Origin of the sequence: Streptomyces sp. 135 (assembly GCF_020026305.1) — a bacterium.
GTDB lineage: Bacteria > Actinomycetota > Actinomycetes > Streptomycetales > Streptomycetaceae > Streptomyces.
The window spans coordinates 2,000,015-2,022,284 of sequence record NZ_CP075691.1 but is presented as its reverse complement, the minus strand read 5'-3'; the positions used below and the strand labels follow the sequence as shown (position 1 = coordinate 2,022,284).

Annotated in this window: 25 protein-coding genes and 1 pseudogene; 22 read left to right on the top strand and 4 right to left on the bottom strand. The window is 72.1% G+C overall.

Annotation, left to right across the window (positions count from 1 at the left end; genetic code table 11):
• Positions 1–47: 47 nt before the first annotated feature.
• From sufD to KKZ08_RS09115, 6 genes are read left to right on the top strand one after another with little or no spacing between them, the layout of a single operon-like run.
• Entirely contained in the window at positions 48–1,229 is a 1,182-nt protein-coding gene (gene sufD, locus KKZ08_RS09140) for a Fe-S cluster assembly protein SufD (protein ID WP_223773967.1), read from the top strand.
• Positions 1,226–1,555: a non-heme iron oxygenase ferredoxin subunit gene (locus KKZ08_RS09135; protein ID WP_223773966.1), complete on the top strand. Its 330-nt coding sequence runs from the start codon at positions 1,226–1,228 to the stop codon at positions 1,553–1,555. Before sufD ends, KKZ08_RS09135 begins: the two co-directional genes overlap by 4 nt.
• Before the next feature lie 7 nt (positions 1,556–1,562).
• The gene (gene sufC, locus KKZ08_RS09130; protein ID WP_125512037.1) at positions 1,563–2,327 is read left to right on the top strand and encodes a Fe-S cluster assembly ATPase SufC; all 765 of its coding nucleotides are present in this window, start codon (positions 1,563–1,565) and stop codon (positions 2,325–2,327) included.
• Positions 2,324–3,592 carry a cysteine desulfurase gene (locus tag KKZ08_RS09125; RefSeq protein ID WP_223773965.1) on the top strand — a complete coding sequence of 423 codons (1,269 nt, stop codon included), beginning with the start codon at positions 2,324–2,326 and terminating at the stop codon, positions 3,590–3,592. Before sufC ends, KKZ08_RS09125 begins: the two co-directional genes overlap by 4 nt.
• A gap of 16 nt (positions 3,593–3,608) precedes the next feature.
• The gene (sufU, locus tag KKZ08_RS09120) at positions 3,609–4,079 is read left to right on the top strand and encodes a Fe-S cluster assembly sulfur transfer protein SufU (RefSeq protein WP_223773964.1); all 471 of its coding nucleotides are present in this window, start codon (positions 3,609–3,611) and stop codon (positions 4,077–4,079) included.
• Positions 4,076–4,411: a metal-sulfur cluster assembly factor gene (locus KKZ08_RS09115; RefSeq protein WP_127910322.1), complete on the top strand. Its 336-nt coding sequence runs from the start codon at positions 4,076–4,078 to the stop codon at positions 4,409–4,411. The genes sufU and KKZ08_RS09115 overlap by 4 nt, the downstream gene beginning before the upstream one ends.
• Before the next feature lie 135 nt (positions 4,412–4,546).
• Here the strand turns inward: KKZ08_RS09115 and KKZ08_RS09110 are convergent, their stop codons facing one another.
• A complete protein-coding gene (locus KKZ08_RS09110; protein ID WP_223773963.1) occupies positions 4,547–5,701 on the bottom strand; it encodes an oxidoreductase in 1,155 nt (384 codons plus the stop codon).
• 118 nt (positions 5,702–5,819) lie between these two features.
• On the opposite strand from KKZ08_RS09110, the gene KKZ08_RS09105 reads away from it, so the two are divergent.
• The 6 genes from KKZ08_RS09105 to KKZ08_RS09080 all read left to right on the top strand — a co-directional run bounded on the left by KKZ08_RS09105 (position 5,820) and on the right by KKZ08_RS09080 (position 10,427).
• A complete protein-coding gene (locus KKZ08_RS09105) occupies positions 5,820–6,140 on the top strand; it encodes a multidrug efflux SMR transporter (protein WP_223773962.1) in 321 nt (106 codons plus the stop codon).
• A complete protein-coding gene (locus KKZ08_RS09100) occupies positions 6,140–6,685 on the top strand; it encodes a TetR family transcriptional regulator (protein WP_223773961.1) in 546 nt (181 codons plus the stop codon). The genes KKZ08_RS09105 and KKZ08_RS09100 overlap by 1 nt, the downstream gene beginning before the upstream one ends.
• Positions 6,686–6,844: 159 nt before the next feature.
• Complete coding sequence (gene dapD, locus KKZ08_RS09095; RefSeq protein WP_223773960.1) at positions 6,845–7,846, top strand: 2,3,4,5-tetrahydropyridine-2,6-dicarboxylate N-succinyltransferase; 1,002 nt, start codon at positions 6,845–6,847, stop codon at positions 7,844–7,846.
• A gap of 125 nt (positions 7,847–7,971) precedes the next feature.
• The gene (locus KKZ08_RS09090; RefSeq protein WP_223773959.1) at positions 7,972–8,505 is read left to right on the top strand and encodes a hypothetical protein; all 534 of its coding nucleotides are present in this window, start codon (positions 7,972–7,974) and stop codon (positions 8,503–8,505) included.
• Positions 8,506–8,643: 138 nt separating this feature from the next.
• Positions 8,644–9,204 carry a SigE family RNA polymerase sigma factor gene (locus tag KKZ08_RS09085; protein WP_223778967.1) on the top strand — a complete coding sequence of 187 codons (561 nt, stop codon included), beginning with the start codon at positions 8,644–8,646 and terminating at the stop codon, positions 9,202–9,204.
• A complete protein-coding gene (locus KKZ08_RS09080; protein WP_223773958.1) occupies positions 9,201–10,427 on the top strand; it encodes a WD40 repeat domain-containing protein in 1,227 nt (408 codons plus the stop codon). The genes KKZ08_RS09085 and KKZ08_RS09080 overlap by 4 nt, the downstream gene beginning before the upstream one ends.
• On the opposite strand, the gene dapA is transcribed toward KKZ08_RS09080, so the two are convergent.
• Complete coding sequence (dapA, locus tag KKZ08_RS09075) at positions 10,367–11,320, bottom strand: 4-hydroxy-tetrahydrodipicolinate synthase (RefSeq protein ID WP_223773957.1); 954 nt, start codon at positions 11,318–11,320, stop codon at positions 10,367–10,369. The two genes, KKZ08_RS09080 and dapA, sit on opposite strands and share 61 nt — an antisense overlap.
• A gap of 236 nt (positions 11,321–11,556) precedes the next feature.
• Here dapA and KKZ08_RS09070 point away from each other — a divergent pair, with 236 nt between their 5' ends.
• The 8 genes from KKZ08_RS09070 (at position 11,557) to KKZ08_RS09035 (ending at position 16,516) form a co-directional block, all read left to right on the top strand.
• Entirely contained in the window at positions 11,557–11,718 is a 162-nt protein-coding gene (locus KKZ08_RS09070) for a hypothetical protein (protein WP_223773956.1), read from the top strand.
• Positions 11,715–12,380, top strand: coding sequence for a hypothetical protein (locus KKZ08_RS09065; RefSeq protein ID WP_223773955.1), 666 nt, complete (start codon positions 11,715–11,717; stop codon positions 12,378–12,380). Before KKZ08_RS09070 ends, KKZ08_RS09065 begins: the two co-directional genes overlap by 4 nt.
• Before the next feature lie 64 nt (positions 12,381–12,444).
• Positions 12,445–12,873, top strand: a complete 429-nt coding sequence (locus KKZ08_RS09060) for a phage holin family protein (RefSeq protein WP_223778966.1) — start codon at positions 12,445–12,447, stop codon at positions 12,871–12,873.
• The gene (locus KKZ08_RS09055) at positions 12,870–13,574 is read left to right on the top strand and encodes a DUF3618 domain-containing protein (RefSeq protein ID WP_223773954.1); all 705 of its coding nucleotides are present in this window, start codon (positions 12,870–12,872) and stop codon (positions 13,572–13,574) included. Before KKZ08_RS09060 ends, KKZ08_RS09055 begins: the two co-directional genes overlap by 4 nt.
• Positions 13,571–13,837, top strand: a complete 267-nt coding sequence (locus KKZ08_RS09050) for a DUF4235 domain-containing protein (RefSeq protein WP_223773953.1) — start codon at positions 13,571–13,573, stop codon at positions 13,835–13,837. Before KKZ08_RS09055 ends, KKZ08_RS09050 begins: the two co-directional genes overlap by 4 nt.
• Positions 13,838–13,994: 157 nt before the next feature.
• On the top strand, positions 13,995–14,798 hold the full coding sequence (locus tag KKZ08_RS09045; protein WP_223773952.1) for an SGNH/GDSL hydrolase family protein: 804 nt from the start codon (positions 13,995–13,997) through the stop codon (positions 14,796–14,798).
• Between the two features lie 93 nt (positions 14,799–14,891).
• The gene (locus tag KKZ08_RS09040; protein WP_223773951.1) at positions 14,892–15,674 is read left to right on the top strand and encodes an antibiotic biosynthesis monooxygenase; all 783 of its coding nucleotides are present in this window, start codon (positions 14,892–14,894) and stop codon (positions 15,672–15,674) included.
• Positions 15,675–15,745: 71 nt separating this feature from the next.
• The gene (locus KKZ08_RS09035; protein ID WP_223773950.1) at positions 15,746–16,516 is read left to right on the top strand and encodes an SRPBCC domain-containing protein; all 771 of its coding nucleotides are present in this window, start codon (positions 15,746–15,748) and stop codon (positions 16,514–16,516) included.
• A gap of 21 nt (positions 16,517–16,537) precedes the next feature.
• Here the strand turns inward: KKZ08_RS09035 and KKZ08_RS09030 are convergent.
• Positions 16,538–18,239, bottom strand: a pseudogene (locus tag KKZ08_RS09030) (endonuclease/exonuclease/phosphatase family protein).
• A 304-nt stretch (positions 18,240–18,543) separates the two neighbouring features.
• Here KKZ08_RS09030 and KKZ08_RS09025 point away from each other — a divergent pair.
• Together KKZ08_RS09025 and KKZ08_RS09020 are read left to right on the top strand one after the other, a co-directional pair.
• Positions 18,544–20,004 (top strand): hypothetical protein, encoded by a 1,461-nt coding sequence (locus tag KKZ08_RS09025; RefSeq protein WP_223773949.1) that lies wholly within the window; start codon positions 18,544–18,546, stop codon positions 20,002–20,004.
• A 203-nt stretch (positions 20,005–20,207) separates the two neighbouring features.
• Positions 20,208–21,710 carry an alkaline phosphatase PhoX gene (locus KKZ08_RS09020; protein WP_223773948.1) on the top strand — a complete coding sequence of 501 codons (1,503 nt, stop codon included), beginning with the start codon at positions 20,208–20,210 and terminating at the stop codon, positions 21,708–21,710.
• Between the two features lie 31 nt (positions 21,711–21,741).
• Here the strand turns inward: KKZ08_RS09020 and KKZ08_RS09015 are convergent, their stop codons facing one another.
• Positions 21,742–22,179 carry a hypothetical protein gene (locus KKZ08_RS09015; protein ID WP_223779373.1) on the bottom strand — a complete coding sequence of 146 codons (438 nt, stop codon included), beginning with the start codon at positions 22,177–22,179 and terminating at the stop codon, positions 21,742–21,744.
• Positions 22,180–22,270: the final 91 nt, after the last annotated feature.

The following is a 22,270-nucleotide window of genomic DNA, read 5'->3' as shown; positions in this document are numbered from 1 at the left end:
GAGCAGACTTCTTACGCAGAGCGCAGAGAGAGAGCACGACGACAGCCATGGCTGAGGCTCAGAACATCCCGGTGGGCTCCACTACCGCCGGCTCGATCGCGGTGGCCGCCGAGTCCACCGTCGCCACCCGCATGAGCGCACCCCCCTCCTACGACGTGGCGGACTTCCCGGTCCCCCACGGCCGCGAGGAGGAGTGGCGGTTCACGCCGCTGGAGCGCCTGCGCGGGCTGCACGACGGCACGGCGGTCGCCGACGGCGGCATCCGCGTCGAGGTGAGCGCCCCCGAGGGCGTCACCCAGGAGACGGTGGGCCGGGACGACGCGCGCGTCGGCAGGGCGGGCAAGCCCGTCGACCGCGTGGCCGCGCAGGCCTACTCGTCCTTCGAGAAGGCCTCGGTCGTGACGGTCCCCAAGGAGGCCGTGCTCACCGAGCCCATCCGCATCGCCGTGCACGGCGAGGGCGGCACCGCCTTCGCGCACCAGGTGATCGAGCTGGGCGCCTTCGCCGAGGCCCTGGTCGTCATCGACCACACCGGTGACGCCGTGCTCGCCGCCAACGTCGACTTCATCGTCGGCGACGGCGCCAAGCTGACCGTCGTCTCCGTCCAGGACTGGGACGACAAGGCGGTGCACGTCGCCCAGCACAACGCCCTGGTCGGCCGCGACGCCTCCTTCAAGTCCGTCGTCGTCACCTTCGGCGGTGACCTGGTCCGCCTGCACCCCCGCGTCGAGTACGCGGGCACCGGCGGCGAGGCCGAGCTCTTCGGTCTCTACGTCACCGACGCCGGCCAGCACCAGGAGCACCGACTCCTGGTCGACCACAACACCCCGCACTGCAAGTCGAACGTCGTCTACAAGGGCGCGCTCCAGGGCGACGACGCCCACGCGGTGTGGATCGGCGACGTCCTCATCGAGGCCGCCGCCGAGGGCACGGACACGTACGAGATGAACCGCAACCTCGTGCTGACCGACGGCGCCCGCGTGGACTCGGTCCCGAACCTGGAGATCGAGACCGGCGAGATCGTCGGCGCGGGCCACGCCTCGGCGACCGGCCGCTTCGACGACGAGCAGCTGTTCTACCTCCAGTCGCGCGGCATCCCGGAGGACGAGGCGCGCCGCCTGGTCGTCCGCGGCTTCTTCGCCGAGCTGGTCCAGCAGATCGGTCTGCCGGACGTCGAGGAGCGCCTCATCGCGAAGATCGAAGAGGAGCTGGAGGCGACGGTCGCATGACCTTCGTACGCGTCTGCGGACTGGGCGAGCTGGAGGAGGACACCCCCAAGCGGGTGGAACTCGACGGCACGCCGGTCTCGGTCGTCCACACCGAGGGCGAGGTGTTCGCGATCCACGACATCTGCTCGCACGCGAACGTCTCCCTCTCCGAGGGCGAGGTGGAGGACTGCCAGATCGAGTGCTGGCTGCACGGCTCCGCGTTCGACCTCCGCACCGGCAAGCCGTCCGGCCTTCCCGCGACGCGCCCCGTCCCCGTATACCCCGTAAAGATCGAAGGGGGCAGCGTCCTCGTTGACGTAGGCGCCCCCCTCTCCCAGGAGTCCTGAGGCACCCATGGCAACGCTTGAAATCAAGGACCTGCACGTCACCGTCGAGGCCGACAACTCCACCAAGGAGATCCTCAAGGGCGTCGACCTGACCGTGAAGCAGGGCGAGACCCACGCCATCATGGGCCCGAACGGCTCCGGCAAGTCGACGCTCGCCTACTCCATCGCGGGTCACCCCAAGTACACGATCACCCAGGGCAGCGTCACCCTCGACGGCGAGGACGTCCTGGAGATGTCCGTCGACGAGCGCGCCCGCGCCGGCATGTTCCTCGCCATGCAGTACCCGGTCGAGGTCCCCGGCGTCTCGGTCTCCAACTTCCTGCGTACGTCGGCGACGGCGATCCGCGGCGAAGCCCCCAAGCTGCGCACCTGGGTGAAGGAGGTCAAGTCCGCGATGGAGCAGCTCCAGATGGACCCGGCCTTCGCCGAGCGCAACGTGAACGAGGGCTTCTCCGGCGGTGAGAAGAAGCGCCACGAGATCCTCCAGATGGAACTCCTCAAGCCGAAGATCGCGATCCTCGACGAGACGGACTCCGGTCTGGACGTCGACGCGCTGCGCCAGGTCTCGGACGGCGTCAACCGCGTCCGGGAGACCGGCGAGGTCGGCACGCTCCTGATCACGCACTACACGCGCATCCTGCGCTACATCAAGCCCGACTTCGTGCACGTCTTCGCGAACGGCCGCATCGCCGAGTCCGGCGGCGCCGAGCTCGCCGACAAGCTCGAGGCCGAGGGCTACGAGGCTTACACGAAGGGCGGCGCATCCGCGTGACAGTGGCCCACCAGGGGCTTTCCGGCCTCCTCGACACCGAGGCGATCCGCAAGGACTTCCCGATCCTGGATCGCACGATCCACGACGGCAAGAAGCTCGTGTACCTGGACAACGCGGCGACCTCGCAGACGCCGCGCCAGGTCCTCGACGTGCTGAACGAGTACTACGAGCAGCACAACGCCAACGTCCACCGCGGTGTGCACGTCCTCGCCGAGGAGGCCACGGCGCTGTACGAGGGCGCCCGTGACAAGGTCGCCGCGTTCATCAACGCGCCCAGCCGCGACGAGGTGATCTTCACCAAGAACGCCTCCGAGTCGCTCAACCTCGTGGCCAACATGCTGGGCTGGGCCGATGAGCCCTACCGCGTGGACCACGAGACCGAGATCGTCATCACGGAGATGGAGCACCACTCCAACATCGTGCCGTGGCAGCTGCTCTCGCAGCGCACGGGCGCGAAGCTGAAGTGGTTCGGCCTCACCGACGACGGTCGCCTGGACCTCTCCAACATCGACGAGATCATCACCGAGAAGACGAAGATCGTCTCCTTCGTGCTGGTGTCGAACATCCTGGGCACGCTCAACCCGGTCGAGGCCATCGTGCGCCGCGCCCAGGAGGTCGGCGCGCTCGTCCTCATCGACGCCTCGCAGGCCGCCCCGCACATGCCGCTGGACGTGCAGGCGCTCCAGGCCGACTTCGTGGCCTTCACCGGCCACAAGATGTGCGGCCCGACGGGCATCGGTGTGCTGTGGGGACGCCAGGAGCTCCTGGAGGACCTGCCGCCGTTCCTCGGCGGCGGCGAGATGATCGAGACCGTGTCGATGAACTCGTCGACGTACGCTCCCGCGCCGCACAAGTTCGAGGCGGGCACGCCGCCGGTCTCCCAGGCCGTGGGCCTGGGCGCGGCCGTCGACTACCTCTCGGCCATCGGCATGGACAAGATCGCCGCGCACGAGCACGCGATCACCGAGTACGCGGTCAAGCGCCTCCTCGAGGTCCCGGACCTCCGGATCATCGGTCCGACGACGGCCGAGGACCGCGGCGCCGCGATCTCCTTCACGCTCGGCGACATCCACCCGCACGACGTGGGCCAGGTCCTGGACGAGGAAGGCATCGCGGTCCGCGTGGGTCACCACTGCGCCCGCCCCGTCTGCCTCCGCTACGGAATTCCTGCGACCACGCGAGCGTCGTTCTATCTGTACTCCACGCCCGGCGAGATCGACGCCCTCGTCGACGGCCTGGAGCACGTACGGAACTTCTTCGGCTGAGGGGCTGGCTGGGAACGTGAAGCTGGATTCGATGTACCAGGAAGTCATCCTGGACCACTACAAGCACCCGCATGGTCGTGGTCTGCGCGATGGCGACGCCGAGGTGCACCACGTCAACCCGACGTGCGGGGACGAGATCACCCTGCGCGTGAAGTACGACGGGTCGACCATCGCCGACGTGTCGTACGAGGGCCAGGGCTGCTCCATCAGCCAGGCCAGCGCGTCCGTCCTGAACGACCTCCTGGTCGGCAAGGAGCTCGCCGAGGCGCAGAAGATCCAGGAGGTGTTCCTGGAGCTGATGCAGTCCAAGGGCAAGCTGGAGCCGGACGACGCCATGGAGGAGGTCCTGGAGGACGCCGTCGCGTTCGCCGGGGTCTCCAAGTACCCGGCGCGCGTCAAGTGCGCGCTGCTGAGCTGGATGGCGTGGAAGGACGCGACGGCCCAGGCGCTGGGTACCGACGACGTCGCTGAGAGGAAGACCGCATGAGCGAGAACGAGACTCTGACCAAGCCGGCTTCGGAAGAAGAGGTCCGCGAGGCGCTGTACGACGTCGTCGACCCCGAGCTGGGCATCGACGTCGTCAACCTCGGCCTGATCTACGGCATCCACGTCGACGACGCGAACATCGCGACGATCGACATGACGCTCACCTCGGCGGCCTGCCCGCTGACGGACGTCATCGAGGACCAGGCGAAGTCCGCCACCGACGGCATCGTGAACGAGCTCCGGATCAACTGGGTCTGGATGCCGCCGTGGGGCCCGGACAAGATCACGGACGAGGGCCGCGAGCAGCTGCGGGCGCTCGGATTCAACGTCTGAGTCGAGGCTCTGCCGAGCGGTTGATCGGCTGAGCGGTCGTTCGCTGTGCGGCTGTGTCGCGAAGCCCCCCGGAGGATTCTCCGGGGGGCTTCGTCGTGTCGTCGTCGCGTTCCGCGCCCTCAGGGGTCTTCCATGTCACTGCCGCTCCGCAGACGCCTCCGCCAAGGTGTGGGCCAAGTCCTCCTTGCGGATGCGGCGGTCCACGTAGAGGAGGGCGGTGACCAAGGGGAGGAAGACCGCGGCCGCCAGCTGGGTGAGGAGGGTGCCGAGCAGGGCTGCCACCGCGTACAGGCCGGTCCGCGAGCGCAGTTGGTCCAGCATCACTTCGGACGCGGAGGTGTCCGGGGTGACCACGGGCGGCTCGGGTGCGGCGAATTGCATGGGCAGTTGGTATACGAGGGACACGATCATCACCATCGCGCCGGCGAGCAGCGAGATGCCGAACGCGCGCCACCAGGCGCCCCGGACGAGGTGTACCGAGCGGCGCAGCGCGGTGAGCGGGCTCGCCGATTCGAGGACGGTGGCCGCGGGGGCGAAGGCGAACAGGACGTACAGCCAGGCCGACAGGGGGATCACGAGGAGGAAGAGGAGGAAGAGCAGGCCGAGGGGAGCGGTCGCGTCGGTCAGGACCGTCACGAAGACGGCGACGAAGAAGAGAGCGAACAGGGCGAGCGGCAGGAGCAGGATGAGCGCGAGCGGCAGTGTCACGGCCGCCACCGCCGGGGTCCGCGACCAGGCCCTGCGCGTCACGGCGCGGAAGGTCGCGGGGCGGCCGAGTACCGCCTCGTGCAGGGTCGCCGCGACCGAGGCCTGCACGAACGAGTTGACGGCGAGCGCGCCGACCAGGCCGGCCGCCCAGACGGCGCCGAACGCGACCAGCACCGGTTTGCCGTGCTCCCAGGTGAACTCCGCCCCGTCCGCGGACAGGGCCGCGTAGTGGTCCCGGGCGACCACGTACGCGATGCCGAGCGCGGCCCCCAGCACGACGGCGTACAGCGCGTACGCGGCCAGGGCGGCGCCGAAGAGCGGCTTGGCGTAGCGCCGCATCGTGGCGAAGGCGCCGCCGAGGACGTGGTCGACGCCGAGCGGGGCGAGCGGGATGACGCCGGGCTTGGGCGGGGGCGGAGGCGGCGGGCCCCAGGGGCCCTGCTGTCCCCAGCCGTACGGCGGCGGGTACGGGGCTCCGGCTCCGTACGGAGGTGCTCCGTACCGCGCTGTCCCGTGCCCCGGCCCGTCGTGTCCTGGTCCTGTCCGCGGACCCTGAGGTCCCCACCCCGGTGTGTCCGGCATCTGCTCTCGCGCTCCATGGTGTGTCGTGCGTGCGTCCTGTGGCCCCCCACAGTGATCGCGTCACCTTAGCCCGCCGAGTTATGTACGGTCGTACGCAACGATATGTACACTCGTACGCATGGGATACGCACTGCTGGCCGCGGCGATCGCGGCGGAAGTGGCCGGCACCACGGCCATGAAGTACAGCGAGGGGTTCAGCAAGCTGTGGCCCTCGCTCATCACCGTCGTGGGCTACCTGCTCGCCTTCACGCTGCTCGCGCAGACCCTCAAGACGCTCTCCGTGGGCACCGCCTACGCGATCTGGGCGGGCATCGGCACCGCCGCCGTCGCGGCGATCGGAATGCTGTTCATGGGGGAGCCGGCCGGGCTGCTCAAGGTCACCGGGATCGTGCTCGTCATCGCGGGCGTCGTCGTGCTCAATCTCGGCGGTGCGCACTGATGCCCCGGCGCTACGACCCCGAGCGCCGCCAGCGGATCATCGACGCCGCGATCCGAGTGGTCGGCGCGAAGGGGATCGCCGGGCTCAGCCACCGCTCGGTCGCCGCCGAGGCCGACGTGCCGCTCGGGTCGACGACGTACCACTTCAAGACGCTCGACGAGCTGCTGGTGGCCGCGTTGCGGCAGAGCAACGAGGGCTTCGCGAAGGTGATGGCCGCGGGCGGCGCCTTCGAGGACCCGGACGCCGACGTCGCGGGGGAGCTGGCCCGGCTCCTCGGCGAGTGGTTCGCGGGGGAGCGGACCGGCCTCGAGCTGGAGTACGAGCTCTATCTCGCCGCCCTGCGCAGGCCCGCGCTGCGCCCCGTGGCCGCCGAGTGGTGCCAGGGGCTCACCGAGGTACTGGTGCCGCGCACCGATCCGGTCACCGCGCGCGCCCTCGTCGCCCTGATGGACGGGATCAGCCTGCAAGTGCTGCTCACCGGGGGTGAGTACGACGAGGCGTACGCGCGGGACGTGCTCAGTCGGCTGCTGGTGCCGGGCTCCTGAGCGCGGGGGAGAGGGCGAGGCGGTGGCGGCCGTGACGGGCGGCGGCGCGCGGTCGCGTGGCGTCCGGTGCTCCGCCGCGGGTCGCCGCGCCGCGGTACCGGCGGCCCGGACCCTGAGACCGGTTCGCCCGCGCGAGGCCCATCCGGTTAGGTTTCACCCATGACCGACACGAACGCACCCCGCACCACCGGCGCCATCGCCGCAGGCCTCGCCACCGTCGCCGCCGACGGCACCGTCCTCGACACCTGGTTCCCCGCGCCCGAGCTCGTCGCTGTCTCCGCCGAGGAGCACGGCCCCGCCGGCAGCGAGCGGCTGACCGCCGAGCGTGCCGTGGAGCTGCTCGGTGACGGCGCCGCCGAGGCGATCGGCCCGGACGCCCGCCGCGGCGTGGAGATCGTCGCCGTGCGTACGGTCATCGCGTCACTCGACGACAAGCCGCTGGACGCCCACGACGTCTACCTGCGCCTGCACCTGCTCTCGCACCGCCTGGTCAAGCCGCACGGCGTGAACCTGGACGGCCAGTTCGGCTTCCTCGCCAACGTCGCCTGGACCTCGCTCGGCCCGGTCGCCGTCGACGACGTCGAGAAGGTGCGGCTGAACGCCCGCGCCGAGGGGCTGCACCTCGCCGTGACGTCCGTCGACAAGTTCCCGCGCATGACGGACTACGTCACGCCGAAGGGCGTCCGCATCGCCGACGCCGACCGGGTCCGCCTCGGCGCGCACCTCGCCGAGGGCACCACGGTCATGCACGAGGGCTTCGTGAACTTCAACGCGGGCACCCTCGGCACCTCCATGGTCGAGGGCCGCATCTCCGCCGGGGTCGTCGTCGGCGACGGCTCGGACATCGGCGGCGGCGCCTCCACGATGGGCACCCTCTCGGGCGGCGGCAACGTCCGCATCGTCATCGGCGAGCGCTGCCTGGTCGGCGCCGAGGCGGGCGTCGGCATCGCGCTGGGCGACGAGTGCGTCGTCGAGGCGGGCCTGTACGTCACCGCCGGTACGCGCGTCACCATGCCCGACGGCCAGATCGTCAAGGCCCGCGAGCTCTCCGGCGCCTCGAACATCCTCTTCCGCCGCAACTCGGTCACGGGCACCGTCGAGGCCCGCCCGAACAACGCGGTCTGGGGCGGTCTCAACGAGATCCTGCACAGCCACAACTGACCATCGCCGGGAACGACAACAGGGGGAGCGTCATGCGCGGAAGCGTCATGCGGAGAACGGGAATCCGGGCCGTGGCCCTGGGGGCCGTGACAGTGATCGGTCTGGTCGCCGGGTGCGGTCAGAGCGTGGGGCAGTCGCGTGGGGACGGGCACGCCGCGGCGCGGGAGATGAGCCACGCCGCGGCCGGTGACCACAGTCACCGGCTGCGCAAGAGCGACATCCCCTGGAGCGGCCACGGCCCTGACCCGTTCAACGCGCAGCTCAAGCTCGCCGACGGGCGGCGCGTCGCCATGCACTACATGCGCGGCAAGGGGCTCTTCGTGCAGGACTACAGCCCCCGGGCCAAGGGCTGGTCCAAGCCCGCCGTGATCTACAAGACGAGGACCGACGCCTGCCAGGGCATCACGCTCAAGGCCAAGGACGGCACCGTCGCGGCCTTCGGGGACTTCGCCCGGTGGTGCGCGGACGGCGAACCGCCCATGGAGTCCGTCGCCGCCGTGGCCACGGGATCGCTGGCCAAGTGGGACAAGCACCTCACGAGGAACTTCGACGGCTGGCAGAAGATCGCCGTCGCGCCCGGCGGCAAGAAGGCCACGTTCAGCCGGGGCGGCACGACGCTGCGCTGGACCAAGGCGGCGGGCTTCCCCGCCGCCGGCTGAACAACCTCTCCACCCAAAGCGGCCACCCTCCGGGGTGGCCGTTTTTTCTGTCTCGGCCAGCAGGCATAGCGGGGGGCGTCCGGACCCGTCCTCACTCATGCGGGAGGGCAACAGGCCCCCCAGGGAGCGAAGGTGACGATGGATGCCCAGGAGCAGGAGAGTTTCCGGGAGTTCGTGGAGACGAGATCCTCGGCGTTGTTGAAGACCGCCATACTGCTCAGCGGGGGCGACCGGCACGCGGGTGAGGACCTGCTGCAGAACGCGCTCGTCAAGGCGGCGGGGCGGTGGCGTCGGATCGACGAGCCGGAGGCGTACGTCCGGCGGATCCTGTATCGGCAGCAGGTCAGCCGCTGGCGGCTGAAGTGGCCGCGGCGCGAACTGGCCGTCGCCGAGCCGCCGGAGCGCGCGGCGTCCGGGGACGGTACGTCCGCCGCGGAGCTGCGGATCGTGATGCGCGGTGCGCTGGCCAAGCTCACCGCGCGCCAGCGCACCGTGCTCGTGCTGCGCTACTTCGAGGACCTGCCGGAGGCGGAGGTGGCCGCCGTCCTCGGCTGCTCCGTCGGCACCGTGCGCAGTACGACGCACCGCTCCCTCGCCCGGTTGCGCGGCCTCGCGCCCGAGCTGGCGCGGCTCGACCGGCAGGACGTGGCCGAGCGGCCCTCTTCCCCCGACTTCTCGCCGATGGAGGTACGACCGTGAAGGTGGCAGATCTGGTCCGTGAGTCGCTGCGGGAGCAGGCGGACCAAGGGGCGCCCGTGCCGGGGAACTTCACCGACCGGGTGCTGGCCGCGCGCAGGCGGCGCAGGACCCGGACGATGGTGGGCGCCTCGCTCGCGGTGGTGACGGCCACCGTCGTGGCGGTGGCGGTACCGGGCCTCGGCCCGGACTCCGCGGACGGCGGCCCGCGCCCGGCCAGTGAGCTGCAAAGCGGCGACGTCCTCGCACACCCCGGCCAGACACCGCCCCGGGAGCTGATCGCCGCGGGCGACACGGCGCTCGCCGCGTACAGCACGAACAAGCGCGTCAAGCTATCCGACGGCGACGCCGTCATCACCCGCACCTACCGGCTCCTCGACCAGAAGACCGGCACCTACCGCGAGGCCCCCCGCTGGTCGTGGCTCGACGTCGCGCCCGGGATGCGGACCGCCGCCGTCCTGGAGCGGGAACTCCCGGCCAAGCGGATCGGGCTGCTGAACCTGATGACGGGCAAGGTCGAGCGCTGGATCCCGGTGGACCGCGGAGTCGGCGGCGTCGAGTTCTCGCCCGACGGCAGGAAGCTCGTCGCGACGACGTACGCGGAGAATCCGGACCTGCTCGACATGGACAATCCGATGAGCGACGGCAAGCACACGGAGCCGGGCCCCGCCGACCCGAGCAGGACCGGCTTCTACGTCCTCGACGTGGCGTCGGGGGACGGCGACTGGAGCGAGGTGAAGACGGAGACCGGCGGGTTCGGCATCGCGGACATCAACACCCGTCAGGACTTCACCTTCAGCCGTGACGGCTCGCTGGTCTACACGGGCCTCACCTCCGCCCCGCACCAGCAGTACTACGACTTCGAGGGCCGCAAAGCGAGCACGCCCGCGAGGGAGAAGCATCTGCACTGGTTCGTCGAGGCCGGGCTCTCCCCGAACGGAAAGCTCGCCGCCGGTGACTTCGCGGGCGGCAACAGGACCACCGCCACCGAAGTCCTCGACCCCCTCACCGGCAAGCGGGTCGCCAAGCTGCCCGGCCAGCAGCTTCTCGCCTGGGCCGACGACAAGCGGCTCATCGCCTGGGACATCGCGCCCGGCACGAGCGAATACCGCAACCGTCTCGTCCTGATCACCATCGGGAGCGAGAAGACCGTCCCGCTCAGCGGCTACCGCTCGCCGAAGGAGGTTTCCGGCGGGCGCTGGACCCCGCTCTTCGCCGACCGGTAGGCGGCGAGCAGCCCGTCGGTCGCCTCGCGGCCGGCGGGCAGCAGCGGTGCCCGCACCGGACCGGCGGGCAGGCCGAGCCCGCCGAGCAGCGCCTTCGCCGTGACCGCGCCGGGCAGACCCGAGGCCATCATCAGCTCGATCAGCGGGGCGGCGGCCAGCTGGCCCTCGCGGGCGGCCGCCGTGTCGCCCGCGTCGAACGCGTCGAGGACCGCGCGCAGCCGGGCGGGGATCACGTTGGACACCGTGCTGATGTAGCCGGCGCCGCCCACCGCGTACAGCGCGAGGTTGTACTCGTCGCAGCCCGCGTAGTACGCGAGGTCCGTACGGGAGATGACGTGCTGGCTGCCGAGGATGTCGTAGGCGCAGTCCTTCACACCGACGATCCGCGGATGGTCCGCGAGGCGCAGGAGGGTCCGCGGCTCGATGCGGGTGCCGGTGCGGCCCGGGATGTCGTAGAGCAGCGCCGGGAGCCCGCAGGCGTCGGCGACCGTGCGGAAGTGCGCCTCGACGGCGTCCTGCGGGGGCTTGCTGTAGTACGGCGTGACCACCAACAGGCCGTGCGCGTCCGCCTTTTCCGCGTCGCGTGCCTGCTCGACGGTGCGGTGGGTGTCGTTGCTGCCGACGCCCGCGACGATGTGGGCGCGCTCGCCCACCGCGTCGGCCACCGCCCGGACGAGCGCCGCCTTCTCGGCGTCGGAGGTGGTCGGCGACTCACCGGTCGTGCCGGACAGGACGAGCCCCTCGCAGCCGTCGCCCACCAGCCGGTCGGCGAGGCGCTGGGCCCCGTCGAGGTCCAGGGCGCCGGTGTCCGTGAAGGGCGTGATCATCGCGCACAGGGCGCGGCCGAAGGGGGGCCGTGCGGGCGGCGCGGGGCGGGTGGGCGTGTGGGTCATGCGAGCAGTCTCGGGCCGCGGACACTGAAGCTCCACTTAATTCTTCTACACGGTAAGGCGCAGCAGTGCTACGTGATGGGGGGTGGTGTGCGGAGGCACGGAGGTGATTTCAAGGCGGGTTCCGGGCGGGACGCCGGTGAATTCGCGTCTGATCGGGGCTAGTTGAGGCATGCGGTGGTGCCAATTCGGCCTCTTGTGGGTCACCATGGCGGAACAGTCGGTCCCTAGGAGGCGTCATGAGGCTCGGCAAGGCACTCGCCACCGGAATCGCCGAAGAGCAGCCGCGGCAGGAGGATCCGGCGCGGCCGTACAAGACGACGACCGTGCCCGAACCCGGCCCCGCGACCGCTGAGCCGGCGGCGGAGCCCCGGCCGGTCGAGGCCGCGGCAGGCCGATGAGGCTGCGGCTCCCCGAGGAACGCCCGACGGAGCCGCCGACCGGTTACAAGATCGCCCGCCCGGTGCTGTCACACGACGGCACCCGGGCCGCCTTCACCGGCGTCTCCCTCGGCGCGGGCCTGCCGTACGCGGTCCTCGACGAGGCGGGCTGCGTCTACGGCAGACGGCACAGCGCCCCCAACCGCCGCTGCGACTGCGGGTTCCACTGCGTGCACGACCGGGCCACCGCCGAGGGGCTGCTGTGCACCGCCGAGCATCGCGGGGCGGTGCTCCTCGAAGTGACGGTGCTCGGCGTGTACATCCGCTTCGAGCGCGGCTTCCGGTACGCCAGGCAGCGGGTGCGGGAGGCCACCGTGCCGCCGTGCGACTGCGGCGGCGCCGCCACGCTCCTCGCCGACGCCGGGTGGGGCAGGCCGGGGTGGCGGGCCCTCGAACCGGCGTGCGGGCTGTGCAGGGGGGCGCGGCAGGCCGTGTCCGTGGTGGAATTCGCGCGGCTCGCGGGGGAGGGGCTGAGGGTCGTCACGGCCGCCCCGCCCGCCTCCGCGGGCGGGCCCCTGACGCTCGGCATGCCCGAACTGATGGCCGAGGCCGCACTCCTCCAGGCGCGCCTCGACTGGTTCCAGGCGGAGCTGGCGCGGCTGACCGGGGATCAACGGGGATAGCGCGGCCAGGTGCGGGTACCCGGCCCTTCCAGCCAGAAGGGAGGTGGCACCCGTGACCGGGACCATGCACGAGCAGTCGACGCGCGATCGCGCGCGGCACAGCGACGATCCGCAGCACTCGGTGGGCCAGCTCGTCGAGCGGGCCACCGCGCAGCTGTCGGACCTCGTACGCCAGGAAATGCGGCTCGCCGCCCAGGAGATGGCCGCCAAGGGGAAGCGCGCGGGCCGCGGCGGCGGACTCCTCGGGGCGGCCGGCGCGATCTCGTACATCGGACTCATGGCGCTGGCGGCCACGGCCATCGCGGCGCTCTCTCTCGCCCTGCCCGTCTGGGCGGCCGCCCTCATCGTCACCGGCGTCCTCTTCGCCGTGGCGGGGGTGCTGGCCGTGATGGGGCGCAAGCAACTGGCCCGAGCGGTACCGCCCGTGCCGCAGGAGGCCATCGAGAGTGTCCGGGCGGACGTCGAGGAGATCAAGGGAAGGGCGCACCGATGACGAACACGCCGAAGGACCCCCAGGGCCCCAAGGGCGGCCAGGAGCCGGAGAGTTCGTCGGACACGGGCGCGCAGGGGCCGGACGAACTGCGCCGGCAGATCGAGGGCACCCGCGGGCGGCTCGGCGTGACCGTGGAGGAACTGGCGGCGAAGGCGGACGTGAAGTCCCGCGCGAAGGAAAAGGCCGAAGCGGTAAAGGGTCAAGTACGTGGAACGGCGGCACAGGTGAAGGACAAAGTGACGGAGCAGGCGGCCCGCGCGAAGGGCAAGGCGGCGGACGAGGCGGGGCACGCGAAGAACGCGGCCGCCGGAAGCACGGCACAGGCGAAGGAGAAGGCGATCGAGGGCGCGGCGCAGGCGAAGGGCAAGGCGATCGAGGGCGCGGCGCAGGTCAAGGGCAAGGCCATCGAGGGCGCCGCCCTGGCGAAGGGCAAGGCCGCGGAGGGCGCCGCGCGGGCCAAGGGAGCCGTGCTCGGCGTGAAGGCGCGCGCGGAGGAACACCAGGCCGTGGCCCAGGCCGAGGAGAAGGTCACCGAGGTGGCGCGGCGCGTGCAGGACAACACACCGGAGCCGGTACGGGACGTCGCGACCGGCGTCGTACGGGCCGGCCGCCGGCGCCCCGGGGCGTTCGTCGCGGCGGGGGCGGGCGCGTTGCTCGCGTACGTCGCGTTCCGGCGCCGTAAGGGAGGTGGCCGCCGATGAGCAAGACCAACGTGCTCTACAAGCCGCTCGGGATGGCCTTCGGCATGCTCGGCGGTATGGCCGCGAGCGCCCTGTTCAACCGCACCTGGAAGATGGTGGCGGGCGAGGACGACGCCCCCGACGCCCACGACGAGGACCGGGCCTGGCGCGAGATCCTCGCGGCGGCCGCGCTCCAGGGCGCGATCTTCGCCGTGGTCAGGGCGGCGGTGGAACGCGGCGGAGCGGTGGGCGTCCGCCGTGTGACGGGCCGCTGGCCGGACTGACGGCGGCAAAGGGGCGGCCCTGGGCTGCCCTGTGGGCTCCAGGGAGCGGCCGGGCGGAGAACCGCGGACAACGACATGCCGCGGAATCCCGCCCGGCCGCCCCTCGCCGCCGAAAGGCCGCGTTGACGAGGTCAGGTGCCCGGAGGAAGCTCGGCCCATGACCACCACGCAGCACCATCCGTACGCACGCTACGTCGCGATCGGAGACAGCCAGACGGAGGGCCTCGGGGACGGTGATGAGGCGCGCGGCTACCGGGGCTGGGCCGATCGGCTCGCCGAGATCCTCGCCTCGGTGAACCCCGACCTCCTCTACGCCAACCTCGCCGTCCGCGGCCGGCGGACCGCGCTGATCAAGGCGGAGCAGCTCGGCCCCGCGCTCGCGATGAAGCCGGACCTGGTGACCGTCATGGCGGGCATGAACGACCTGGTGCGGCCGAGCGGCTTCGACGCGGCCCGCGTCGCCGCCGACCTCGAGGAGATGTTCACCGAACTCACCGCGGCCGGCGCCCACGTGGCCACCGTGACCTTCCCGGACATCGGGCGGATCTCCCCGCTCGCGCGGCGAGCGCTGCCCCGCGTCCTGGACCTGAACGCCCGGATCCGGGCCGCCGCCGACCGGCACGGCGTGACGGTGCTCGATACCTTCCCGCACCGGATCACCAGCGACCCGCGGCTGTGGAGCGGCGACCGCATGCACGCGAGCCCGCTGGGCCACGCCAGGATCGCCGCCGGGATGGCGGACGCCCTCGGCCTGCCCGGCCACGAGGGCTGGCTGGCCACGCTGCCGCCGCTCGCCCCGGTGTCGGTGTGGGGGGAGGCGACGGCGCACGCACGCTGGTTCACCGGGTTCATGGGCCCGTGGCTGTGGCGGCGGGTGCGGGGCCGCTCCTCGGGCGACGGCCGGGAGGCGAAGCGCCCCGTCCTCGGCGCGGTGACCGTACCGGACCCCGAACGCGCTTGACCTGAACCATGGTTGATGTCCGAGCATGAGGCGTGCACGGAGCCGGGCCCGTACCGGCTCCGGACCCACCCGCACCGAGACGGACGGACAGCCATGTCTGCGACCACTGCGACTTCTGCGACCACTGCGACCACGACCCAGAGCACCGGCACCCATCCCGACCCGGCCCGCCCCGACGCGGGCCTCACCTTCCTCAGCACCTGGAGCACCGGCTCGCCCGAACGGCAGCGCGCCACCCTGGACACCATCGCGCGGGTCTGGCGGAGCCGCCCCTGGCCGCATGAGGGACTCCTGTCCTACGCGGTGTACGCGGGCTCCGACGGCTCGACGGTCCTGCACCACTCGCAGTGGCGGGACGAGCAGGCGTACCAGGAGTTCTTCGCGAGCGCGGAGAACGGCAGGGACGCGCGCAACGCGGACATCGACGCCACCGTGCCGGGCATAGAACGCCTCGCCCTCGCCAAGACACGGCTGTACCGCAGCTGGCCGGACGGCGCGGGACGCGTGGGGCGCTCGGGGCGCTCGGGGCGCGAGCCCGGCGCCGTCGTGATCGTGGAAGTGGACTTCGAGGGTCCCGACGCCGATCGCCAGCGCGCCTGGGTGGACGGCGTGCTGGACGCCCTGAACAGCGATCCGGTCCGGGGCGGGGCGCTGATCGCCGCGCACTTCCACGTCAGTACGGACGGCACGAAGGTCGTCAACTACGCGGAGTGGGAGAGCGAGCAGGCCCACATCGACGCGCTCGCCGCCGCCGGCGACGGCGTGGGATCACCGACGCCCGAGTGGCGGCGCGTGCAGGAGTTCCCCGGGGTCGCGAGCGGCGACTCGGTCGCCCGGTACCGGCCGGCGTACAACTTCCTACCGAGCCATGCGTAGATTCCGGGCGCCCCGCCACCGACGGCTCCGCCCGCCTGGACAGGGGTAGGGGGCGGCGGGACGGTGGGGGGATGCTGGACGTCCCCGCGAAAGGCCCCGCCGACGGCGGCAAGCGCTTCGAGATCGCCCGGGAGTTCGAGGTCGAGGGTTCCCCCGCCGAGGTCTGGGCCGCCCTCACCACCGGCACCGGCGGCTGGCTGTGGCCCATGAAGTACGAGCCGCGCGAGGGCGGCGCCGCCCCCTTCGGCGGCACCGTCACCCGCTGGGAGCCGCCGCACCGCCTCACCGCCCGCGTCCAGGGCGCCGACCACGGGCCCGGCCGGCCCCCCGACCGGCTGGACCAGCTCGACCACACCATAGAGCCGCGCGACGGCGGCCGGCGCTCCTGGCTGCGCTACGTCCAGCGGGGCTCCTTCGCCGACGACTGGGACCGCCGGTACGACGACGCCATCAGGCACACCGACTTCCACCTGCACACGCTGCGCCAGTACATGGCGTACTTCGCGGGCCGCCCCGCCGTCTTCTCCGCGCTCAATGGCCCGCCCACCTCGGTCACCCCGGATGCCTTCACGCGCCTCGCCCGCGCCCTCGGCCTGCCCGACGACGCGGCCGAGGGCGCCCGGGTCCGCGTGGAGGCCCCCGGCGAGGAACTCGACGCGGTGATCGACTTCCGCAGCCGGTACTTCATCGGCCTGCGGACGGACGACGCCCTGCACCGCTTCTTCGGCCGCAACCACTCCGGCGCGCCGGTGCGCGTCAGCGTGCACGACTTCGGCCCGCAGGCGGACACCAAACGCACCGAACTGGCCTGGCAGGACTGGCTGCACCACCTCTACGGGTGAGCCGGCCGGCGCCTGCCCCGGTTACGGCTCGAAGCGCAGCACCTGCGGGTCGTGATCGCTGTTCTGCTCGGTGAACTCCGCGTTGATGTGCACACTGTCGTAGGAGAAGTCGTCCTCGTCCCCCACCCCGGGGCTGATCAGGATCTGGTCGAGGACCTGCGAGTTGCCCTGGTAGACGTACGAGTAGCGCTCGCTCTCGGGCAGCGACGTGACGGCCGCGCGCAGCGCCCCGCCGTCGGTGAGGGCCTTGGTGGTCGCCGAGAACTCGAAGTCGTTGATGTCGCCGAGCACGACGACGTCCGCCTTCCGCTCCACCGCGCGGATGTCCTTCACGAAGCCGTTCACGGCCTGCGCCTGCTTCAGCCGCTGCGTCTCCGAGGAGCGCACCGGCGGCTGGTGGTGCGAGGTGAGCCCCTCGTCGCCGCCCTTGGACCCGAAGTGGTTGGCGATCACGAAGACCGTGCGGCCGCGGAAGACGAACTCGCCGGCCAGTGGCTTACGGCTGTTGGTCCACGCCGCGTTCTGCGGGTCGATCCGGCCGGGGGAGTGGCTCAGCGCGGCGCGCTTGCCCGACCGTACGACCTCGGTGGCCGTCGTCGCGTCGCCGCCCGCGCGCTCGGTGAAGGAGACCCGCTCTGGGTTGAAGAGGAAGACCTGGCGGATGTTGCCGCCGGGCTCACCGCCGTCCTTGTTGTTCACCGGGTCGATGGACCGCCACTCGTAGCGCGGCCCGCCCGCCGCGACGATCGCGTCCGTGAACTTCTTCAGGGTCGCGCCCGCCGAGACCGTGCCGTCGTTCTTCGCGCCGTTGTCGTCCTGGATCTCCTCCAGGGCGACGATGTCGGGCGAGGCGAGGTTCGTCACGACGGCCCCGGCCAGCGCGTCGAACTTCTCCTGCGGGTCGGCCGGGTCGAGGTTTTCCACGTTGTACGTGGCCACCGCCAGCTCACTCCTGGCCTGGCGGCGCGTCTTCTCCCGTACGAGACCCTTGTCGCGGACGTCGCCCAGCTCGCGGGCGACGAGGGTGTAGCCGCCGAACTGGTTGAAGTCCAGGGGTCCTTCGGCGCCGCCCTTCAGGACGTCGCCGACATTCGCCTTCGGGAAGGGCCGCTCGGAGACGGGCGCGAGCTGCTGGATCTGGAGCCGGCCGCCGTTCTGCGCGTCGTAGGAGCCGTAGACGGCGCCGCCGCGCCGGTTGCGGTTCTCGTGGGGTTTCACCGTCACCCACAGCTCGTTGTACGCGTCGGTCGCCCCGACCACGCGCGAGCTGCCGACGCTCACGTTCATGCCCTCCAGGGACTCGTACAGGTCCAGGGCGTACGTACGGGGCTTCAGCGGCAGGCCGTTGACGCTGCCGTCCTGCGCGGGGTCACCGGCGGGCGCGTACCGGGAGGGCACGGACTTCGCGCCGAGCCGGACGGACGTTCGGCGACTCCGGACCGCCGGACGGGGCGGGCCACCGACGTTGCCGGGACGAGCCTGACGGTCGCTGGTGGCGTCGCCGTCCGCTTGGATCCAGATCGTAGCCGCGGACGCCGGTCACGATGCCGCGCACGTCCGTGACCTGCTGCCCGGCCAGCGGCGAGAGACGGGTGGTGCCCTGGATGTCGTGGACGCGGACCTCGTCGGCCGAGGCGGCGGGGGAGGAGACGGCGAGCAGGCCGGCCGCGAGGGCGGTGGTGACGACGGCACCGACGGCGGCGGATCTCGGTATGTGAGGCATCAGGGAACTCCGGATGAGGGGTGAGGGGAGACAGGCAAGACAGGCAAGACAGGCAGGACAGGCAAGACAGGCAGGACAGGGCGGACAGCGAGGACACGGAGGGTGAGAGGCGTCCCGAGCGGGCGCTCTACGCGCGTCAATCTCGTGCGTGACCAGGGGAGTTGTCAAGGTTCTGCGGGTGCCCGTCGCCTGTACGTCTTCTGACAGGGACATGAACCGGGCGGCATACGGCCAAATCCGTCTAGGCTTGCGCCTTGCCGACCCGTACCCTCGGCGCCCCGCACCCTCGGAGGAGAACCAGCCGATGTCCGTAAGCCCCGCCACCCTGCCGCCGGTGCTGCTGCACTCCGAAGCGGAGCTCGCGCGGGCCGCGCTCGCCACACCGCTGCTCTCCCGCGCCGTGCGGCTCGCCCGCTGGGCAGGTCCTGGGACCAGGGTCGGCGCGGGCGGCGAACTCGTCGAGGCCCAGCTCCCTGCGGCCGCCGCCGAGCTGGGGCTCGACGCGGGTGACCCCGACGCGGCGGCGTACGCGAGCGAGGCCTGGCGGATCGCCGTGGACACCGGCCTGGTGGAGGTCGCGGACGCACAGGAGGAGGGCGGGGAGGGCACCGTCACCCAGGGCGAGGAGCTCGCGCTGCTCTCCTCCGGCGGCCCGCAGGACGTCCTCGGCATCTGGCTCGGCGCCCTCGACACCGTGTACGCGGACGCCACCGTGCCCGACATGGAGGACCTCCTCGACGTCCTGGAGGAGAAGGGCGAGGTCGACTTCGCCGAGCTCGGCTGGGACCCGCAGGCCGAGGCGGACTTCCTGGACGGCGTCCTCGGCAACCTCTACCTGCTCACCGTGGGCGACGCCGCGGGCGGTGAGGGCCCGGTGCCGCTGCCCGCGCTCGCCGCCTCGATGATCGTCCCCGACGACATGGGCGAGCCCACGGACGACGTCCTGGAGCAGGTGTCGGACGCGATGATGAAGCTCGACGACCAGTTCCGCCTCTTCGAACCGCTCGGCCTGGTCGAGTACCAGCCGGTCGACGAGGCCCTCATGGCGGAGATCGACGAAACGGGCCCGGTGGCCGAGCCCGCGCCGGTCGACGACGAGGACGTCACCCGCTACGGCATGGTGCGGCTCACCCCGCTCGGCCTCTACGGCATCCGCGCCCGCATGCTGGAGGCCGGCGTCGACGCGCCGGCCGTCGGCGAACTCGCCGACAAGGGTGCGGACGTGCTCCTGGAGGGCACCTCCGGCTTCCCGCAGGCCGCCGCGCAGGCCGAGATCGAGCAGTGGCTCGACCGGCACGAACCGCTCGGCGCGGCACGGGAGTTGCTGGCCGCGGCGCGCGGCGGCGACGAGGGCGCGCCGCTGCGCAGGCTCCGCTGCCAGCAGGCGCTGTCCCTGGTCGGCGACGAGGCGGAGCCCGCGCTGCGCGAAGTGCTCGACGACCCGGAGCTCGGCGGGCTCGCCCGGGTGTGGCTCGCCGAGCACGGCGCCGCCGACGTGCCCGCGCCGTCGGAGGCGCTCGTCTTCTGGCTGACCATCGACACGATCGCCGCGCAGCTCGCCGCCGAGGGCAACTCCGAGGAGCTCCAGGGCCTCGTCGAGGGCCTCGCCCAGCAGCACAGCGGCTTCTTCGCCACGGCGTGGCGCGTGGAGCACCCCGCCACGGCGGACGTCCTCGAAGCGATGGGGCGGCTGCACCCCGACAAGAAGGTGGCCAAGGAAGCACGGAAGGCGGCCTTCAAGGCGAGGTCGCAGCAGGGCCTGTGACGGAGCCGGCCGTCCGGTGAGCCAGCCGTCCGGTGAGCGGGAGCGTCCCGCTCACCGGAGGACGGTCAGGTTCACGGAAGGTGGCCCTTCGGCGTCGGACGGCGTTCAACCGCCGTTCAAGCGGAGGCGGGACCGTTTCGCCGACGGCAGCCCGATGGCCGGTCCGGTCCTACGAATTCCGCCTTCGCGCCTCAGGAGAGACCATGTCGCTCGCCCGCAGGGACTTCACCAGACGCTCCGCGATGACCGGGGCGGGGATCGCCCTGGCCGGCAGCGTCGGCGCGCTCGCCACCGCGCCAGGCGCCCTCGCCGCCACGGAGTTCGACGGCATCGACGGCGCCGACGCCGCGGACGGTACGCACGCGCGCGGCCACGGCGGTCCCGGCTACGGCCCGCTGATCCCCGACCCGAAGGGCCTGCTGGCCCTGCCCGCGGGATTCTCGTACCGCGTCCTCACCCACAGCGGGAAGACCCGGCTGGAGAGCGGCGAGTACACGCCCTCCAACCACGACGGGACCGCCGCCTTCGCGGGCCCGCGCGGCACCACCCTCCTCGTCAACAACCACGAGCTGAGCGGCCCCCGCAGCAAGTGGAAGCACCCCGTCCCGCTCGCCGACGGACTCGTCTACGACCCCGCCGCGTCCGGCGGCTGCACCGTCGTCGAGGTCCGCCGCGACGGGCACGTCGCCGAGTGGGTCGGCATCGCGGGCACCGCCACCAACTGCGCCGGCGGCAGCACCCCCTGGGGCACCTGGCTGACCTGCGAGGAGACCGAGGACAGGGCCGGCCAGAACGGCATGACCAAGGACCACGGCTACGTCTTCGAGGTCGATCCTTCCCCAAGCTCTCAACTGCGTTCGAGCAGGGGAGGCCCCAATGACCGCCGCGCCAACCTCGCCCCCAAGCCCGTCAAGGCCCTCGGCCGCTACGCCCACGAGGCCGTCGTCGTCGACCCTCGGCGCGGCCACCTCTACCTCACCGAGGACGCCTCGGGGCCCAACGGCCTCCTCTACCGCTGGACCCCGCCGCACGGCTTCGAGCACGGCCGCGGCAGGCTGCGCACCCTCGCCGACGACGCGGGCGTCCTGAAGGCGCCCAAGTGCTTCGACTCCGGCGGCCGCTTCGTCGACGACCTCTCCCGCGCCACCAGGATCGGCACGGTGTACGGCGTCGACTGGGTGGAGGTGCCCGACCGCGACGCGCGGACGGTGCCGGTGCGCCAGCAGTTCGACGACGGCGACATCACGCGCGCCCGCAAGCTCGAAGGCATGTGGTGGGGCGACGGCGGCGTCTACATCGTGGCCTCCTACGCCCGCGGCGAGAGCCCCGTCCAGCACGACGGACAGGTGTGGTTCTACCACCCCGGCCGCCGCACCCTCACCCTGAAGGTCCTGCTCGGCGTCAACCCCGACCCGGACCGCGACGGCGCCCTGGACGGCCCCGACAACATCACCGTCTCGCCGTACGGCGGCCTGGTCGTCGCGGAGGACGGCGACGGCGTCCAGCACCTGTTCGGTGCGACGGAGCGCGGCCGGACGTACCCCATCGCGCGCAACGAACTCAACGCCGGCACGGCGGACGACCCGAAGTACAGCGAGTTCGCGGGCGTCACCTTCTCGCCCGACGGAAGGACGCTGTACGCGAGCATCCAGTCGCCCGGCATCCTGCTGGCGATCACCGGCCCCTGGAAGCGACAGCGCCGCTGACGTCCCCGCTGACGCCCCCTGGCCCCCGTGGTCACCAGGGGGAACGGGGATCCGTCGGGACGGCGGCGGGGGTGGCGGGCCGCTCTCGCGGAACGGCACCGAAGGCGCCCAGGAGGCCGAGGTCGACCATCTCGTCACCGGGGGCCGCGCCGCCCTCCGCGTCCCACGTCGACAGCTCCGCCATCTCGTCCTCCTGGAGGCGGATCAGGCCGGCGATCGGCTCCGTCTCCCACCACGGGGGCGTGGCCGCCCGCCCCGCGCACCAGGCCAGTGCCTCCGGGACCGACGGGCGGCGCGCGGGGTCGCGCGCCAGGCAGCGGCCGAGGAACCAGGGCCAGGCGTCGCCCGGCACGCCGAGCAGGTCCGGCTCCTCGTACAGCGTGCGGGAGAGCACCTCGGGCGCGCGCCCCGAGCCGAACGGGCCGCGGCCGGTCGCCGCCACCGCGAGGACCGCGCCGAGCGCGAACACATCGGCGGCGGGCCCCGGCCGGGCGTCCCCGTCAGCAGCTCGGGGCGAGGAAGCCGGGCGAGCTGGGGCCGCCCGGCCGCGGCGAGGCTCT

What these genes read in the sequence shown, in the direction of transcription:
- sufD (WP_223773967.1), top strand. Translation starts at nt 48, where the DNA reads ATGGCTGAGGCTCAGAACATCCCGGTGGGCTCCACTACCGCCGGCTCG.
- KKZ08_RS09135 (WP_223773966.1), top strand. Translation starts at nt 1,226, where the DNA reads ATGACCTTCGTACGCGTCTGCGGACTGGGCGAGCTGGAGGAGGACACC.
- sufC (WP_125512037.1), top strand. Translation starts at nt 1,563, where the DNA reads ATGGCAACGCTTGAAATCAAGGACCTGCACGTCACCGTCGAGGCCGAC.
- KKZ08_RS09115 (WP_127910322.1), top strand. Translation starts at nt 4,076, where the DNA reads ATGAGCGAGAACGAGACTCTGACCAAGCCGGCTTCGGAAGAAGAGGTC.
- KKZ08_RS09110 (WP_223773963.1), bottom strand. Translation starts at nt 5,701, where the DNA reads ATGCCGGACACACCGGGGTGGGGACCTCAGGGTCCGCGGACAGGACCA.
- KKZ08_RS09105 (WP_223773962.1), top strand. Translation starts at nt 5,820, where the DNA reads ATGGGATACGCACTGCTGGCCGCGGCGATCGCGGCGGAAGTGGCCGGC.
- KKZ08_RS09100 (WP_223773961.1), top strand. Translation starts at nt 6,140, where the DNA reads ATGCCCCGGCGCTACGACCCCGAGCGCCGCCAGCGGATCATCGACGCC.
- dapD (WP_223773960.1), top strand. Translation starts at nt 6,845, where the DNA reads ATGACCGACACGAACGCACCCCGCACCACCGGCGCCATCGCCGCAGGC.
- KKZ08_RS09085 (WP_223778967.1), top strand. Translation starts at nt 8,644, where the DNA reads ATGGATGCCCAGGAGCAGGAGAGTTTCCGGGAGTTCGTGGAGACGAGA.
- dapA (WP_223773957.1), bottom strand. Translation starts at nt 11,320, where the DNA reads ATGACCCACACGCCCACCCGCCCCGCGCCGCCCGCACGGCCCCCCTTC.
- KKZ08_RS09070 (WP_223773956.1), top strand. Translation starts at nt 11,557, where the DNA reads ATGAGGCTCGGCAAGGCACTCGCCACCGGAATCGCCGAAGAGCAGCCG.
- KKZ08_RS09065 (WP_223773955.1), top strand. Translation starts at nt 11,715, where the DNA reads ATGAGGCTGCGGCTCCCCGAGGAACGCCCGACGGAGCCGCCGACCGGT.
- KKZ08_RS09060 (WP_223778966.1), top strand. Translation starts at nt 12,445, where the DNA reads ATGCACGAGCAGTCGACGCGCGATCGCGCGCGGCACAGCGACGATCCG.
- KKZ08_RS09055 (WP_223773954.1), top strand. Translation starts at nt 12,870, where the DNA reads ATGACGAACACGCCGAAGGACCCCCAGGGCCCCAAGGGCGGCCAGGAG.
- KKZ08_RS09050 (WP_223773953.1), top strand. Translation starts at nt 13,571, where the DNA reads ATGAGCAAGACCAACGTGCTCTACAAGCCGCTCGGGATGGCCTTCGGC.
- KKZ08_RS09045 (WP_223773952.1), top strand. Translation starts at nt 13,995, where the DNA reads ATGACCACCACGCAGCACCATCCGTACGCACGCTACGTCGCGATCGGA.
- KKZ08_RS09040 (WP_223773951.1), top strand. Translation starts at nt 14,892, where the DNA reads ATGTCTGCGACCACTGCGACTTCTGCGACCACTGCGACCACGACCCAG.
- KKZ08_RS09035 (WP_223773950.1), top strand. Translation starts at nt 15,746, where the DNA reads ATGCTGGACGTCCCCGCGAAAGGCCCCGCCGACGGCGGCAAGCGCTTC.
- KKZ08_RS09025 (WP_223773949.1), top strand. Translation starts at nt 18,544, where the DNA reads ATGTCCGTAAGCCCCGCCACCCTGCCGCCGGTGCTGCTGCACTCCGAA.
- KKZ08_RS09020 (WP_223773948.1), top strand. Translation starts at nt 20,208, where the DNA reads ATGTCGCTCGCCCGCAGGGACTTCACCAGACGCTCCGCGATGACCGGG.